The following is a 15,918-nucleotide window of genomic DNA, read 5'->3' as shown; positions in this document are numbered from 1 at the left end:
TAAATTTCGTCACCGGAAATTCTCCTTCTGATCGGGCTTCCCACTCGCGTGCCGCCAAGTATCGCCAGTTCAGCCAGGCATCACTACTGCCCGATCGAGTAGTTGAGACTACCTACGCGGGCGTCCTGGCAGGTGTTGCCCGCGGTGAGACGGACTGGCGATGATGCCGAACGGAGGGCGTATTGCTTTCCGGGGGACGGAAAATTCCGTACGCACACTGGCAACTACCCATCGACAGGTGAGTGTTCGGATGTGGAGCAATATGGAGGGTTCGTTCACGTTGGAAGAGACGACTCCGATTTTGGTTTCGATATCCTCACTGCTGCCCGGTGATTCGCCTCGACTGGCGGGGGAGAGTTTCGAACACGTACAGCTGTTGGCTGCCGCGCAAGACCTTCCGCCGATTCTCGTGCACCGGCGAACGTTTCGGATCATCGACGGCATGCACCGGGTGCGGGCCGCGCGGCTGCGGGGCGACGAGACCATCTCGGTCATCTTCTTCGAAGGTGACGACAGGGAGACATTCCTGCTCTCCGTGGAATCCAATGTCCGGCACGGTCTTCCGCTTTCACCGGCCGATCGTGAGGCGGCGGCCCGCCGTATCCTGACAGAACATCCGCAATGGTCGGACCGGGCCGTCGCGGTCGCCGCGGGGCTGTCTCCGACGACCGTGAGCGCGATCCGTCAGCGTTGCCTCCCTGCGGCCGGGCCGGAGAGCGACCGCATGGGGAGAGACGGACGCATCCGTCCCCTCGACGGTTCGGCCGGCAGACGACGGGCAGGCGAGGTGATCGCCATGAACCCCGGCGCGCCTTTGCGAGCCATCGCTCGGGAGGCAGGCGTCTCGGTGGGGACGGCGCGCGATGTGCGCGCACGTCTTCGGGCGGGCCAGGATCCGGTGCCGGCCCCTCGGCGCGGTGCCGCCCGGCAGAGCGTCGACTGGCCCTCGGTGCGGGACGATCTGAGCAGAGACCCCGCGGTGCGGTACGCGGAGAACGGCCGCGCCTTCGTCCGCTGGATCGACGGCCACGTGATCGAGCCGGTCGAGTGGTGCGGTCTTGTCGATGCCGTACCGCCCCACTGGCAGGGTTCCGTCGCCGAGTTGGCACGGTCCTGCGCAGCGGCCTGGCTGGAGTTGGCGCGGGAACTCGAGCAACGTGCGCGGACGCAGCCTGACCTCGCGGTGGCCGTAGGCGTGGTGACGGCTGACGACTCCCTGGAAGCCGCGGGATCGTGAAGGACCGGGTCAGCTTTCCGCCGTTCCCTTGGCCCATGCCTCGATCAGCTCCGTCGCCTGGTCCGCATTGAGTCTTGGATCGCACAGCGAGGTGTAGTGACGCCGCAGATCGTCCTCGCTCTCCACGGCGCCGCCGACGCATTCCGTCACGTCGTCCGCCGCGACCTCGATGTGCAGGCCGGCCGCGTGCTGCCGGTTCGCCGCGAGGATGTCGCGGAAGCGCAGCGCCTCAGTGATCACGTCGCCGAGGTGTCGTGTCTTCAGGCCGAGCCGCGACGTCACCGTGTTGCCGTGCATGGGGTCGCTCAGCCAGACCACCGGGTGTCCCGCCTCCGCGACCCGGCGGACGATGGGCGGCAGGACTTCTTGTATCCGGTCGCGTCCCATCCGCGGTATCAGGACCAGGCGGCCGGGCTCTCGCCGCGGGTCGAGCGCCTCACACACCCGCACCACATCGTCCGGGTCCGCGGTAGGTCCGATCTTGCACCCCACCGGATTGTCCACGGCGGAGAGCAAGGCGACGTGCGCGTACGCCAGTTGGCGCGTGCGCTCCCCCACCCACGGCAGGTGCGTCGAGGCAAGGTAAAGATCGTCGGTCTCCGGGTCACGACGGACCAGGCGGGATTCGTAGTCGATCACCAGTGCCTCGTGGCTCGACCAGGGCCCTTCCGTGGCCGGCAGACGGTAGCCGCCTTGACGGCGGGTCCGCATCGCCCGCTGCACCTTCTCGCTCGCCTCATGGGCCCACAGCATCCGTCGCGGGTCGGCCTGTCGGGTCAGGGGTGAAGCGATCTCGGAATTGATCAAGTGCCCCTGGAAGGAGGGGATGGTCAGTGCTCCGTGGCGTTCGGTCGGCTGTGATCTGGGTTTGGCGAATTGTCCGCCCATGCGTCCGACACGTATCACGCTCCGGCCGGTGAGTTCGCTGAACCGGTCCCCCAACCTGTCGATGACGCGCAGCTTCTGCGCGGTATGGCGCGGCTCGCATTCGTAGAAGCTCTCGGCGCAGTCGCCGAGTTGGAGTACCAGAGCCTCGGTCGTCAGCAGTCGCGACAGCGACCGTCGCAGCCGTCGTACCTCTGTGGCCGACACGAGCGGAGGTGCCGCAGCCAGCCCCTCGCAGGCTTCGCGGTAGTCCGTGTGGTTCCGCCAATCCGGTTGCTGGACCGCCGGCATGTCCTCCCACGGCCCGGGCCGGGTGGGGCCCATGGTCGAACTGGATGGCTGCATGACTGCTCCCGTCGAATGATCAGCGAGACGTGCCTTCAAAGACCGCGCGGCGCCTCACAGGGCGCCGCGCACACGCCGGACCACGGCCGCCGGGTCCGGGCAGGCGCCGTTCCCGCGCCAGGCCACATGATGGTCGGGCCGGAGCAGGACGAGGTCGCGTTCCCAGGTCTTCTGGGCGCCGACGTCGGTCACCACGGCATGGCTGACGGGCAGGCCCTGAGCGGCTGCCTCGTCCAGGAGTGTGTCGGCACTACCGTCGCCCACGAAGTCGACGAGGGTGAAGGAGGGGGCGAATCGGTCGTAGATGGGTGTCCCGTCCTCGAGGAGAAGACTGGGCGGGCGGCTTCCGGGCCGGGTCGTGGGCGTGTACTCCCGCGGGTCCCACGGAGGTTCGGGCGCCTCCTCCCGGCAGACGACGGGCGAGTCGTTGTAGCGGTAGTCCAGTTCGATGCCCCTGTACTCGTTCTCACCGCGCTCGGTGCCCAGGAACGCGGCGACGCTCTCCGTCGGGGCGCCCTCGCGGAGAAGGCGGCCCGCCTCGAGATGCACGCCGAGGTGCCGGCGCGAGGTCTGCATGTTGCGCAGGCCCACGGGGTGGCGCTCGGCCTCGTAGCTGTCGAGCAGGGCGGGGCCTCCGAAGCCCCTGACCAGGGCAGCGATCTTCCAGGCCGCGTCGATGGCGTCGCCGATGCCCGTGTTCATGCCGTAGGCACCGGTCGGGAACATGCGGTGCGCCGCGTCTCCGGCCAACAGGACACGACCGTCGCGGTAGCGATCGGCGATCATGAAGCCAGGGCGCCAGCGCGAGGTCAGAAGCACCTCGTCGATCTTCAGGTCCACCTGCATCGTGTCGAGCAGGAAGGCGACCGGATCAGCTGGTGGCGTGTCGAATTCCGTCGGTTCCATGCCGTTGACGTGAGCGGTCCAGGTGTCCGCCTCGTCCTGGGCGATGATGACGTATCTGAAGGCGAAGTAGTGCCAGAACCGCCCGTGCCGGTGCAGGGTCTCCAGGTCGCGGCTCTTGAAGTGCACCATGAAGGCGCCCGGCAGTCCGGGTACGTCGAAGCTCTCCTGGCCGATGCCCACGGCCGCGCGGACCTGGCTCGACGCACCGTCGCAACCGATGACGTACCGGGATCGAAGCTGGATCCGGTCGCCGGTCAGCACATCGACCAGGTGGCTGGTCACCCCGTCCTCGTCCTGGGCGAGGGAATCGAACCGCAGGCCGCAGCGCAGCTCGATGAGCTGATGGCGTCGGCAGTGGGCCCGCAGGACCGGCTCGAGGTCGATCTGCGAGATCCGCTGGCCGGGCTCGGTGGGCTGAGTGCCGTCGTTGTGCCCGGTGATACGGCGCCGTTCCTCGGCCACCGAGGGGAGCTCCCACGAAGTGATCGGCTCACCGGCAAGCCCTGTCGACCAGATCACGTCCGCCGGGTGGTCGGGGCCGACTCCGGCGGACCGGACTTCGTCGGCGATGCCAAGTTGCCGGAAGAACTCCATGCTGCGGGAGTTCACGAAGTCCAGCTTCGGATGGACGGACGTCTCGAAGTCTCGGTCGACGAGCACGCAGGGCACACCTTGGCGCGCGAGCGCCAGTGCGGTGACCATGCCGATGGGGCCCGCGCCCACGACCAGAACCGGTGCCGGATCCACGTTTGCCTCCCAGGGGTGTGGGGCGGTTCGACCCGCCCCACACCGTTCGCGGTTGTTCAGTGCGCTTGGCTGGGCGTCCGGCTCTCCGGATCGCGCCTGGTCCCTTCGGGCTTCTGGGCGACGGCCACGGGCGGAGCTTCCCCACGAGCGAGCGGGGCAGCGCCGGTGAGGGCCCTGACCTGCATCTCTGCGAAACCGGCGTCGTCGCGTTCCCTGCTGATGACCGTGCCGATGTAACCGAGCAGGAAGGCGACCGGCACCGAGATCAGTCCGGGTTCGATGTCGACGAACTTGAAGTCGGCACCGGGGAAGATGGCGTCTTCCTCCGCAGACACGCCGTTGGAGAACACGACCATGAACATGGTCACGGCGATTCCTCCGTACACCGTCCACAGCAGTCCGGAGGTGTTGAAGCGTTTCCAGAACAACGCGTAGACGACGGCCGGCAGGACCGCCGCTCCGGCCACGTCGATCGACGTCGGGATGAAGATGTGGGTGCGCACCGGCAGCATCGCCACGCCTCCGACGACGGAGGCGATGCCGATGATCTTCACGTTGCGCCGAATGTCCTTCAGTTCGGCGGCGGGGTCGAGCCGCCGTCCGCGCGCCACGTTGAGGTCCTTGGTGACGGCCGTCACCGCGTTGATCAGCAGGGCAGCGAAGACTCCGACGATCGTCAGCAGGGCGATCACGGCGAGCGTGCCGACCATGAACTGCCCGCCGAGGTCGTCCGCGAGCTTGGGCAGGCTGATGTCACGGTGGGGCTTGATCACACCGATGTTCTCGCCGCCGAGCACCGCGACAGCGCCGAGGCCGACGACGGACAGGCACAGGTAGAACGCCACGACCATCATCGACGCCCAGCCGGCCGACTTCCGCGCGTCCCTTCCGTTGGTCACCGCGAAGTTGCGCATGAAGAGGAAGGGGATGGCCGCGACGCCGACGACGATGCAGAAGAGCTTCGACAGATGGATCCACCGGTCGGAGCCCTCACCGAAGAGCCTGCCTGGGCCGAGCAGATCGTAACCGCCCTTGTGCGCGACAGCGTTGGCCTCGGCCTGTTCGAGCAGGCTGATGGGGTTCATGTTGAACTTGGCCAGCACCAGCGTGGTCAGCACCGCCACGACGGCGAACGCGAGGACCGCCTTGAACACCAGGATCCGGGTGACTCCGCGCATGCCGCCCACGTACACGTACACCACGGTGACCAGGCCGACGACGGCGACCATGAGGGCCAGGAGCACGAGGGAGTCGAGGCCGAACCACCGGTTGAAGATGAAGGCCACGGCAGCCATGCTGATGATCGTGAACATGCCGTAGATCAACAGCATGACGACGGCCGACGCGATACGCGCCGGGCGTTCACGGGCTCTCAGCGCGAACAGATCGCCCAGCGTGCGCACGCCCAAGTTACGTACGGGCGAGGCGAATACCAGCACCCCGAGCATCATGGACATCGTAAAGGCCGTCAGCAGGAGCACGGCGTCGTAGCCGCTCAGCGCGATGTGACCGGTGATGATGAACATGGTCGAGTACATGATGGGCGCGGAGGCCAGCGCCACGGCATTCTGACCGGGGCCGATGCTCCGCCCGGCGAGCAGGAATTCGTCCGGGTCCTGTGTGCTCCCCCGCACCGCTTTCACCAGGTAGAAGACCAGGACGGCGACCGCGATGGTGAGGGGAATGGCGACCGCGGGCGCCGCCCACGTGTTGTCGACAGGCGGCGGTGGGTCGGCGAGAAAGACGGTGCTCATCGGGGATCTCCTTCCAGGCCCGCCCGGATCTGCTCACTGAGGGGATCCAGCCGTCTGCGGGCGAATCTCAGGTACACCGCGGAGATCATCACCACGGAGGCGAAGGACAGCAGAACGAACAGCAGGCCCACGTTCATGGGGCCGCCGAGCCCCTGTCGGAAGAAGTCCGGGGCGAAGGTGGCGAGCGCACACCCGGTGAACCACCATCCGAAGAAGATGACACTCGCCCAGAGGATGAAGGCATTCGATTGCCGACGCAGGGCCTTGAACTGGGCGCTGTCATGTACGGCGACGTAGCGGTCGGCATCCGCCGGCGAGTTCATCGTGCCCATGACACCTCCTCCTGATGAGGACGCCGTACATACGACGTCGTGGCGTGGCGGTCGGGACAGCAGTCTCGGACCTCGACTCCCGCGCGGGCATCGCCCATTCACGGGATTACCGACGTGCGGTGGTGAAATGGCGTGGCGTCCCGGCCGAACCGCGTGAACGTGTGATGTCCGGTGCCGACGGAGCAGCCGATGGTGTCTGAATGACCTGGGCACCGGAGAAGGACACCTGGACGTACGACGATTTCACGAGCGGCGAGCTCGATCCCGCCCGCTGGCAGATCATGGCGATCGACGGGGCCGACGGCGAGTCGCATCAGTACCGGGATCGCAACGCACGGGTGCGGACCGGTGACGGACACTTCGAGCTGACCGTGAACCCGTTCAGCCGCTTTCACGACACGGACCCGCGGCAGAACAACGCCAAGCAGATGTACCGGTCCGTCCGGCGTTTTTCCGTGCCGACGGCCGGCGAGCTGACGTTCGAGGTCGACATGGGGGTGCGGACCTACGGTCAGATTCCCCATGACCCGCTCGACGCCTTCGGCACGGTGAACCTCTTCGACCTGGAAACCGGCGTGGTGCTCAACGCCGCCGCCACCAATGACACCGTCTACGCGCTGGTCGAACGCCTGGTCATCCCGGGCGTGACCCAGCCCCACGAGCACTACATCCACCGCGTGGTCCTTCAGGTGCCGACGGAGCCGGGGCGTGAGCACCGCCACTCCATCACCTACCGGGCCGGAACGTCGCGGGTGGAGTTCCGGGTCGACGGTCAACTTGCCTACTGGGCAGAGCTTCCGGTTCCGGTGACGGGCTTCCAGGCGGGCATGGGTCTCTTCTCGGCCCGTGATCTCTCCCGCTACACGCGCGCGGAGCGGGAGCACGGACAGGGCGCCACCGGCCGGTGGGGCCGGTGGCAGATCACGACATGCGTCAGATGAGTACGTCACCGCCGTCGATGTTCAGGTTGATGCCGTTGATCGAGCGGTTCTCCAGCAGGAAGGTGATCGCCTCGGTGCAGTCCTGCATCGTCACCGGCCGCCTGGTGAGCGCACGCGTCGCTGCGGCCTCGCGCGCACCGGGCTTGTCGCTCCAGAACGGTGTGTCGGAGACGATGCTCGGGTGCAGGGCATTGACACGGATCGGTGAGAGTTCCACCGCCAGCGTCCTGACCAGCGCGCCGATGCCGCCGTTCGCGGTCGTCACCGTCGTGGAGCCGGGATAGGGACGATGACTGGCGAGCCCCCCGAGAAGAACGACCGAGCTGTCGTCCGGCATCCGCTCGGCCAGAGCGTGCAACACCGCCGTATATCCGGTGAGTTTCACCGTCAGGAGGCGGGTCGCGTCGGCCGGCCGGTACGCGCGCACCGTGTTGTGGTCCCTGTTCACCGCCGCGAGCACCAGCCGGTCCACGCGTGCCACGTCGGCAAGACCGGCCTCGATCTGTTCCGGGTCGGTCAGGTCCAATGCGATTCCGCGGGTCCTGCCGCCGATCTCGTCGGCCACAGCCTTGGTCCGGTCCTCCGTGCGGCCGGTGATGACCACGTCGTTTCCTCGATCAGCGCATGACTGGGCAAAGTGGCGCCCCAGCCCCGACGTTCCGCCGATGACGACGACCTGCGTGCGATCGGACATTGATGTGTCCCTCCCTGTATTCGATCTGTAGGTGACTACTACGTTGCTTTGACGGCCGTCGGTCGGTTCACCAACTCGGCCAGGACATCGGCCACGGAAATCGGCACCGCGCAACGATCCGCGGCATAGCGAAGAGCCATGAGGTGGTCGTCGAGCGTGAGGTCCGCCAGCGCATCCGCCACGAGGAACGGCTGGATGTCGCGACTGAACGCGTCGCAGGCGGTGATGAGACACCCCATGTGCGCATACACCCCGCAGACGATGAGCTGATCCCGCCCCGCGAGCCGTAGCCGTTCCTCCAGGTCGCTGCGGAAGAACGCGCTGTAGCGCCACTTGGTCAGGACCGTGTCGCCCGGCTCGGGGGCAACGTCGTCGACGATGGCGCGGTCAGCCTCCTCGGTGCCCATGCCCGGGCCCCAGAAGTCGTTCAGCAGCCCGCGGTCCCGCGGGCTCATCCCACCCGGCTGTGCCGTGTACATCACCGGCACTCCGGCCGCGCGCGCCGCCGCCAACACCTTGGCGACATTGGCGACGAGCTCGTTCAGCGGCGACTGTCCAGTGGGGAACGGCCGCAGAAAGTACCGCTGCATGTCGTGTACCAACACGACGGCCCGGTCCGGGTGCGGACGCCAGGGGACCGCCGCGCCCGGCAGATCGGCGTCGCCGGGCATGCGGTAGGGCGCGATGGGGGTCATGGCCATGGTTCGCCTCCTGTTTCCGTACGCTGACGTCACACGTGCAGGGCCGCGCCGCCGTCGACATACAGGTCGTGCATGGTGACGTGGCCGGCCTGGTCGGACACGAGATACGCGACGGCCTCGGCCACGTCGCTCGGCTCGGCCACCTTCCGCAGCGGGATACCGACGCGATACGCGGCCGGCGAACCTTCGATCGCCTGCCGTGGATCGGCGTCGTCGCCGAGCATCGAGCGCAGCATCGGGGTGTCGGTCGAGCCGGGCGAGACGACGTTGCACCGGATGCCGAAGTCGGAGAGCTCCAGTCCCAGACACCGGGTGAACTGGGCGGATGCGGCCTTCGACGCCGCGTACGCGGCCATCTCCACACGCGGCACGCCGGCGGCGTTCGACGCCACGGTCACCATCGCGCCACGACGGCGGTCCATCATCCGCCGGGCCACGGCGCGCGACACATGGAACACTCCGCCCGCGTTGACCGAGAAGATCTCGTCCCACTCCCGGTCGGGCAGATCGACGACCCTGCCGGTGTGCAAGACGCCGGCCGCGTTGACGAGGATGCCGATGGGCCCCTGCTCCTCCTCGACGCGCCGTACGAGCGTGTCCACGGCCTGGCTGTCGCACACGTCCACGGCGTAGCCGCGCACGGACACCCCCTCCGCCTGGAGTTTGGTCACGACGGTGGCGAGCGCCTCGCCGTTGCGGTCCACGGCGGCCACGTGCGCTCCCGCCGCCGCCAAGGTGCCGGCCACAGCGGCGCCGATGCCCTGGGCCGCACCGGTGACCAGTGCGACCGTCGACTCGATCCCGGTCAGTTCCATCACGCACTCCTGCTGGTCATGGCGGCTTCCTCGGCGTCGTACCCGAACAGCCACTGATGGTGGTCCAGGCCCGAAGCGGCCTGGGCGGCGGTGTCGCGGCGGTGCTGCTCTTCCCCGTCGTCCAGGTGGAAGGCCTTGGCGTTGTCACGAGATTGGCCCTGGATCCGTGTGATGCGCGGAAGGCGGATCCGCTCGTAGCGACGCAACGCCCCGCTCAGGCCGCCCGATCCCGCTTCGGACAGACAGACCGCGAGCACGACGGCGTCCTCGACCGCCTGGTTCGCGCCCTGTGCCTGGAACGGCAGCATCGGGTGCGCGGCATCACCGATGACAGTCACCCGTCCCGAGCTGAGCCGGTCGATGCTGTCCCGGTCGTGCAGCGCCCATCTGCTGACCGTCTCGGCCGCGCCGATCAGCTGGGTGACGTCCTCGTGCCAGCCCTTGTACGCGGCTGCGAGCTCGGCGACATCACCTCGCGCCGACCAGGACTCCTCCCGCCAGTCCGAGGCCGCGACGGTCGCGCCGAAACTCACCTGGCGCCCGGCTGACACCGGATAGCACACGCAGTGCTGGTCCGGTCCGAACCACAACCGCACCCGTGGGTCGGCGAGCAGCTGGGGCACGCGCTCGGCCGCCACCAGACCCCGGTAGATGGTCTGCCCGGAGTACCGGGGCCGGTCCGTGACGATCTGCTCCCGCACCAGGGAATGGATGCCGTCGGCGCCCACGACCAGATCCGCGGTGACGACCGTGCCGTCCGCGAGGTGCAGTTGCGCCGCCCCGTCGTTCTGCGTCACGGCTACGCAACGGGCGCCCAGGTGCACCCGGTCGGGAGGAATGCACGCGAGCAGGCTGCTGTGCAGGTCAGCGCGGTGCACGGTGTAATACGGCGCTCCGAAGCGGCGGTGGCACGCTTCGCCGAGCGGAGTCCGCTGCAGCAAGGTGCCGTCGTCCCAGCGGCGCATCTCGATCGCCTGCGGTGCGACCGCGATGCTGCGCAGGCGATCGCGCAGGCCGAGGCGGCGAAGGAGCCGGCTGGCGTTGGGCGCCACCTGTATCCCGGCGCCGACCTCGGTCAGATGTCCCGCTTGTTCGTAGACGTGACAGTCGACGCCGGCCCGGCGCAGCGCGACGGCCAGGACGAGCCCCGCTATTCCACCCCCGGCCACGGCCACCCTCATCTGCGGCATGTCGTCCTCCTCAGTAGTAGAGGAGCGCTTTGCCCCAGTCCTCGTCGGGCCCGAACAGGCTGCGCGGCTTGACCACATCCGGCATGGCCGTCAGCGCCTCATGCGGTATCAACGTGCCCGGGGCGAGCCCGACGACCTGACTGTCGACACCGAGCACGGCGCGCACCAAGGCCGTCAACTCCGCCTGGGCGGCCGCCCGGTGCTCATCCGGCACCTCGATCTCGATGCGCAACACCGTCGGTTCCGCCCTCGCCCGCCAGAACAACACCTCGTAGGAGTCCGGCAGGGAGAACACGAGCTCTTCCAGCTTGTGCTGCGTGATCGTCGCCCCGCCGACCTGGTGACCGAACGCCGCCCGCCCGAGCACCCGGACCGTGGGCAGACCCCAGCCGCAGGCACAGTCGTCATAGGAGACCGACACGTTGTCCTCGAGGTTGTAGCGCAGCAGGGGCATCGCCTCGCGGTACAGCGGGGTGACCACGAGCTCGCCTTCGCCCTCCGCGCTGACGGCGCCGGTGTCCGGGTCGTACACCTCGAACAGCGCTCGGTCGGCCCACAGATGCATCCGGCCGTACTCGCACTCTCCGGCGAGACTGCCGGTCTCCGTGGAGCCGTACTCCTCGATCACCGGCACCCCCCACAGCCGGCTGATCCGACGGCGGCGGGCGTCGGTGAGCGGTTCCCCGCCCACGAACAGTGCCCGCAGGCCGGGGAAGTCGGCGCCGGGCCGGTGCCCGGCCGCTTGGGCGGCGGCGGCCCAGATGAGGCACTCGGTCGGCACCGACCAGGTCAGCGAGACCTCCAGATCGTGCATGACCCGGACCACGCGCGCATAGGGCATGGCCAACGAGCGGTTGTCGCCGGGCACGACGGTGGCTCCGTGCAGCCGTCCCGCGGCGTGCGCGAGGTGGCCCGTCAGCAGCAGCGCGTAGGGCGTGCGCACCAAGAAGGTGTCCGCGCCGGAGATGCCGATCCACTTGCGGGCGAAACGCTCGGCCAGGTCGACCCAGTCGTCCGCCGTGTAGTACGAGGGTGTGGGGTGGCCCGCGGTCCCGCTCGACTCGTGGTAGGTCGCCAGCTGCTCCTTCGGGACGGCGAGCATGCCGAAGGGGTAGTTGTCCCGCAGATCCTGCTTGGTGGTCAGCGGCAGTGCGGCGAGCTCCGCGGGGGTCGAGGGCAGGGCGGCCCCGTTCAGGCGCCGACGGTAGAAGGGTGAGCGGGCGGCCCAGGCGACGGTTTGCGGCAGTTGCTTCTCCTGCAGGCGCCGCACCTCCTGCGGGCCGTTCCACTGGCCGAGTTGAGGCAGGCTCAAACGGGGGTCAGTCACCGCGTTTCCTCTCCCAGAAGTCGATGCGCGTTGTCCCAGGCGATCTGCCGCCACTGCTGGGGCGGTAGCCGCAGCGCCTGGAACTTGGCCAGCTCCACGGTCGGGTGCTGGAGCGGGAATTCGGAGCCGAACACGACCCGCCCGGCGCCGAGGCGGCCCAGGGCCGCCTCGGCCACGCACGTGTAGCCGCCCGAGGTCTCCAGGAAGATGTTGGTCTCGTCCCGGATCAGGGTCAGCGCGTAGAAGTCGATGTTGCCGATGCCGCTGTGCCCGAGCACGAATCTCACCTGCGGGAACCGCCGGGCCAAGCCGACCAGGTCGGCCACTTCCGCTCCGGGACGGGTCAGACACACCACGTACACCGGATGGCCGAACTCGGCTGCCACGTGGACGAGTTCCTCGACACGGGGATCGGCAAGGCCGATCCCGTGCACGGCGGGTGAGATCTCCAGGCCGCGGAACTCGGCGGCCCTGACGCGGTACTCCTCGCTCGCCCTGTGCGGGTTGGCGAAGAAGAACGGCACCAGGCGCCCGTCGGACTCCGCGCAGGTCTTGAGCACGGCGTCGTTGTCGGCATCGGTCTCGACGTGTCCGCCCTCGACGAGCTGGCGGGACAGGCGGTCCAGGTCGATCGTGCCGCCCGCGCACACCACGGCCCGTGCCAGGCCGCAGTCGTCCATGGTCGCCAGCAGCCGCTCCCCGGCCCCCGGCCGGGGGACCAGACGTACGTGGAAGTCCAGCACCGGTTGTCCGGTCATCGCGGGCACCGCTCGCTTCGCATCGAGGCCGCCGCTCACTTCTCGATGCAGAACTCGTCGATCGGGTAGCCGACGTGTCGCTGCTCGGCCGGCAGATATCCGAGCACCTTCGTGCCCGCCGTCAGGTCCGTGACGTTGAGGACCGTGCCGCCCGGACCGAGCACGCGCACGTGCCAGTCGTCCTGGACGATGAGGTTGACCTTCACCCCCGAGGCGGCGACCAGGTCGATCGCGAGCAGCGGACGTGTCTCGATCTTCACCCGGCCCACGGTGACGACCCGTGACTTGCCCTGTGCGTCGACGGCGAGCACCCGGCCTCCGGAGACGAGTTCGCTGAGGTAGTTGGTGCGCCCCTCGGCCGACAAGGTGTACGAGTGCAGTGCGCCTGCGTTGACCCGGAAGGGCCGCGTCGGCATGTAGGGCAGCGGGTGGGTCTCGCTGCAGCACAGGATCATGCCGGTGGAGTGCGATCCGACGAGGATGCCCTCGTCGAGCCGGAAGTTCGTGCAGGTGTCGACACACGCCCGCTCCCCCATGCCCACGCGCCGGATGCCGGTGACCTCCAGCTCCACGAGCGGCAGGTCGGCGGCCTTGCTGACGGCGGCGGCCTTCAGCTCGGTGGCCTCCCCCACCCTGCGAGGGGCGAGCATCACCCCGTCGGATCCGTGCTCGAGAACACCGAAGACGATCTCGCCCTCCTCGACGTCGGCCACCTGCGTGATGATGCTGCCGTCCGCCCCGGCCGCGGCGGCCAGCACGATCTCCAGCGGAATCTTCGTGGGGTCCCGGAAGTACAGAAGGCTCCACTTGTCCAGGCGCGCCGCGCGGCAGGCGTCGTCGAGGCTCGCGGCGTCCGTGATCTCCACGTAGCGGCCGAACTCGACACCGGGGTACTGCACCGCCAGTTCGGCGGGCTCCCCGTGGCGGGCCGGGTCGACTATGACCAGGTCGGCTGGTTCCAGCTTCTCCGGCAGCACCTGATCCTGCGGGAACAGGACCTTCTTCACCGTCGGGGGCAGCGTCTCCAGGTCGGCCGGATCGGCCGCCACGATGGCGTCCACCCGCTGGTGGACGGCTTCCTCGACGATGGCTTCCTTGGCACCGTTCGCGCTACGGATGTCCAGCCAGCACAGCTTCACAGATATCTCCTTGGGGAGCGGTAAGAGAGTCAGGACGTAAGGGCAAGCCGGTTGTCGACGCCGTCCCGGTCGGGCAGGCGCCGTGATTCGTGCACGAGTCGGGCGATCGACGCGGCCATCCAGCCGGGCTGGTCGGCCTGGAAGACGTTGCGGCCCATGGCCACGCCGGACGCGCCGCCCCGCAGGGCGTCGGACACATGGGCCAGCACGATGTCGGTCTCGGCCGAGCGCGGGCCGCCCGCCACGATGACGGGGATGGGGCAGGCGGCCACCACCTCGGCCATCCGCTCGGGAGTGCCCGCATAGTCGGTCTTGACGATGTCCGCGCCGAGATCGGCTGCCAGCGACGCGGCGTGCGCGACCAGTTCGGGGGCCCGCGAGTCACTGATCTGCGGTCCGCGGGCGTAGACCATGGCCAGCAGCGGGACGTTCCAGCGCTCGCACTCCCCGGCCACGGCGGCCAGATCGGCGACCTGCCTGGCCTCCTGGTGCGATCCCAGGTTGACGTGCACGCTGACGGCGTCGGCGCCAAGCCTCAAAGCCTCTTCCACGTGGGCGACCAGGTACTTGTCGTCCGGATCGGGCGCGTGGCGTGTGCTGGCGTTCAGATGCATGATCAGCGACATGTCGCCGAACCATCCGTGATCGACATGGCGGAGGCTGCCTTTGTGCAGCACCACCGCGTCGACTCCGGTGCCGGCCAGCTCGCCGAGCAGGGAGTTCAGGTCTCCGCGAGGCAGCGGTCCGTCGGTGACGGAATGATCGAGCGGCACGACGAGCAGGCGCCCGTCGCCGTGCCGGAACAGGCGTCGCAGGCGGAGGTCGCGAGCGAACGAAGCGTTATGTACAGCAGCCACTGTGTCCTGCCTCTCTCAAACGGTGGCGGAACGGCCGGAGTTCACGGACATGTCACCTGTCGGCTGGGACCGGTCGAGCTGGAACTCGCGATGGAGGGTTTCGACGGCGTCGACGGTGCGTTCGCGCGGCACGATCACTGAGAGCCGCATCTGGGACGTGGACATCCAGCTCGTGGGGATACCGGCCGCGGCAAGGGCGGCCATGAGCCTGGCCGTGTACTCCGGGCGGCTGAGCAGGCCCATCCCGACCACGGAGACCTTGCCGACGTTCTCGTCGAAGTGCACGCCTCCGCCGAAGGCGTCCGTCAGCTCGTGCAGCGCGGCCCGCACGGGGCCGGCCTGGCTGCGGCGGATCGTGAACCCCATGCGGAACTCGCTCTCGTAGGGCCCGGACCTGGCGACCAGGTCCACCACAGTTCCCTGGGCGGCCAGCACCTCGAACACGTCAGGGGCCAGGTCCCGGTGGATGTCGCGGCAATGCACCAGGACGCGGGCGACGTCGGTGTCGTGGGTGACTGCCACCACCGCGCGCCGTGTTTCCAGTGGGCGGCCGTCCTGCCGTTCGGCAACGGTCGTCCCCCGTGCCTGCGATGACGCGTTCCGGACGCGCACTTCGACCCCTTCCATTGCGGCCAGTTCGATGCAACGGGTGTGCAGAATGCGTGCGCCCGCGAACGCCATCTCCGCCATGACGCCGGGATCGACCCAGGGCAGGCAGTGAGCTGCGGGCAGGATGCGTGGATCCGCGCTGAAGACGCCGTCCACGTCGGTGTAGATCTCGCAGGCCGAGGCCCCCAGTTGGGCGGCCAGCGCCACCGCTGTCGTGTCGGAGCCGCCGCGTCCGAGCGTGGCGACGTCCCCGGCGGGATCGACTCCTTGAAAGCCGGTGACCACGGCGACGGCGCCGCCGTCCGTGGCAACCCTCACCCGCGCCGCCTCGATCCCCTCGATCAGCGCGTCGCCGTGCCGGTCGGTGGTCCGGATCCCGGCCTGTTGGCCGGTCAGCGAAACAGCGGGCACGCCAAGCCCGTTGAGGGCGAGAGCCATCAGCGCGGCCGATTCGCACTCGCCCACCGCCAGCAGTTGATCGAGCTCCCGGGACGGCGCCGCTGCGCCCACGTCCGCCGCGAGCCGCAGCAGATCATCCGTCCTCCCGCCGCGCGCCGAGACGACCACGGCGACCGATGATCCGCGACGCCGTGCCTGCGCGATGCGCAGGGCGGCGTGGCGAACGCGGTCGAGCGTCTGCAAAGAGGTACCGCCATATTTTTGGACCAGCACATCCACAGT

At 68.7% G+C, this 15,918-nt stretch carries 15 protein-coding genes; 2 read left to right on the top strand and 13 right to left on the bottom strand.

Features of this window, described 5'->3' with window-relative positions; all coding sequences use genetic code 11:
• The first annotated feature begins 262 nt into the window (after window positions 1-262).
• The gene (locus AB0M70_RS10510) at window positions 263-1,237 is read left to right on the top strand and encodes a ParB N-terminal domain-containing protein (protein ID WP_365818491.1); all 975 of its coding nucleotides are present in this window, start codon (window positions 263-265) and stop codon (window positions 1,235-1,237) included.
• 9 nt (window positions 1,238-1,246) lie between these two features.
• Here AB0M70_RS10510 and AB0M70_RS10505 read toward each other — a convergent pair whose 3' ends face one another.
• Genes AB0M70_RS10505 through AB0M70_RS10490 form a run of 4 tightly spaced genes read right to left on the bottom strand, consistent with a single transcriptional unit; the run spans window position 1,247 to window position 6,206 of the window.
• The gene (locus tag AB0M70_RS10505; RefSeq protein ID WP_365818489.1) at window positions 1,247-2,467 is read right to left on the bottom strand and encodes a 3-deoxy-7-phosphoheptulonate synthase; all 1,221 of its coding nucleotides are present in this window, start codon (window positions 2,465-2,467) and stop codon (window positions 1,247-1,249) included.
• Between the two features lie 54 nt (window positions 2,468-2,521).
• Window positions 2,522-4,120, bottom strand: coding sequence for an FAD-dependent monooxygenase (locus AB0M70_RS10500; RefSeq protein WP_365818487.1), 1,599 nt, complete (start codon window positions 4,118-4,120; stop codon window positions 2,522-2,524).
• A 56-nt stretch (window positions 4,121-4,176) separates the two neighbouring features.
• Window positions 4,177-5,874 carry a Na+:solute symporter gene (locus tag AB0M70_RS10495; protein WP_365818485.1) on the bottom strand — a complete coding sequence of 566 codons (1,698 nt, stop codon included), beginning with the start codon at window positions 5,872-5,874 and terminating at the stop codon, window positions 4,177-4,179.
• Window positions 5,871-6,206, bottom strand: a complete 336-nt coding sequence (locus tag AB0M70_RS10490) for a DUF485 domain-containing protein (protein ID WP_365818483.1) — start codon at window positions 6,204-6,206, stop codon at window positions 5,871-5,873. Before AB0M70_RS10490 ends, AB0M70_RS10495 begins: the two co-directional genes overlap by 4 nt.
• A 200-nt stretch (window positions 6,207-6,406) precedes the next feature.
• On the opposite strand from AB0M70_RS10490, the gene AB0M70_RS10485 reads away from it, so the two are divergent.
• The gene (locus AB0M70_RS10485; RefSeq protein WP_365818481.1) at window positions 6,407-7,147 is read left to right on the top strand and encodes a DUF6081 family protein; all 741 of its coding nucleotides are present in this window, start codon (window positions 6,407-6,409) and stop codon (window positions 7,145-7,147) included.
• Here AB0M70_RS10485 and AB0M70_RS10480 read toward each other — a convergent pair.
• Genes AB0M70_RS10480 through AB0M70_RS10440 form a run of 9 tightly spaced genes read right to left on the bottom strand, consistent with a single transcriptional unit; the run spans window position 7,140 to window position 15,909 of the window.
• Window positions 7,140-7,841 carry an SDR family oxidoreductase gene (locus AB0M70_RS10480; protein ID WP_365818479.1) on the bottom strand — a complete coding sequence of 234 codons (702 nt, stop codon included), beginning with the start codon at window positions 7,839-7,841 and terminating at the stop codon, window positions 7,140-7,142. The genes AB0M70_RS10485 and AB0M70_RS10480 overlap by 8 nt on opposite strands.
• A 38-nt stretch (window positions 7,842-7,879) precedes the next feature.
• Window positions 7,880-8,542, bottom strand: coding sequence for an isochorismatase family protein (locus tag AB0M70_RS10475; RefSeq protein WP_365818477.1), 663 nt, complete (start codon window positions 8,540-8,542; stop codon window positions 7,880-7,882).
• A 29-nt stretch (window positions 8,543-8,571) separates the two neighbouring features.
• Window positions 8,572-9,357, bottom strand: coding sequence for a 2,3-dihydro-2,3-dihydroxybenzoate dehydrogenase (locus AB0M70_RS10470; protein WP_365818475.1), 786 nt, complete (start codon window positions 9,355-9,357; stop codon window positions 8,572-8,574).
• Complete coding sequence (locus AB0M70_RS10465) at window positions 9,357-10,547, bottom strand: FAD-dependent monooxygenase (protein ID WP_365818473.1); 1,191 nt, start codon at window positions 10,545-10,547, stop codon at window positions 9,357-9,359. Before AB0M70_RS10465 ends, AB0M70_RS10470 begins: the two co-directional genes overlap by 1 nt.
• Window positions 10,548-10,557: 10 nt before the next feature.
• On the bottom strand, window positions 10,558-11,874 hold the full coding sequence (locus AB0M70_RS10460) for an AMP-binding protein (protein ID WP_365818471.1): 1,317 nt from the start codon (window positions 11,872-11,874) through the stop codon (window positions 10,558-10,560).
• On the bottom strand, window positions 11,871-12,632 hold the full coding sequence (locus tag AB0M70_RS10455; RefSeq protein ID WP_365818469.1) for an amidohydrolase family protein: 762 nt from the start codon (window positions 12,630-12,632) through the stop codon (window positions 11,871-11,873). The genes AB0M70_RS10460 and AB0M70_RS10455 overlap by 4 nt, the downstream gene beginning before the upstream one ends.
• A 35-nt stretch (window positions 12,633-12,667) precedes the next feature.
• Window positions 12,668-13,771 (bottom strand): 3-dehydroquinate synthase II, encoded by a 1,104-nt coding sequence (locus AB0M70_RS10450; protein WP_365818467.1) that lies wholly within the window; start codon window positions 13,769-13,771, stop codon window positions 12,668-12,670.
• A gap of 29 nt (window positions 13,772-13,800) precedes the next feature.
• Window positions 13,801-14,628, bottom strand: coding sequence for a 2-amino-3,7-dideoxy-D-threo-hept-6-ulosonate synthase (locus AB0M70_RS10445; RefSeq protein ID WP_365818465.1), 828 nt, complete (start codon window positions 14,626-14,628; stop codon window positions 13,801-13,803).
• A gap of 15 nt (window positions 14,629-14,643) precedes the next feature.
• On the bottom strand, window positions 14,644-15,909 hold the full coding sequence (locus AB0M70_RS10440) for an aspartate kinase (RefSeq protein WP_365818795.1): 1,266 nt from the start codon (window positions 15,907-15,909) through the stop codon (window positions 14,644-14,646).
• Between the last annotated feature and the right edge of the window lie 9 nt (window positions 15,910-15,918).

Origin of the sequence: Streptomyces sp. NPDC051214 (assembly GCF_040682375.1) — a bacterium.
Lineage (GTDB): Bacteria > Actinomycetota > Actinomycetes > Streptomycetales > Streptomycetaceae > Streptomyces.
This window is presented reverse-complemented; position numbering and strand designations above follow the sequence as displayed.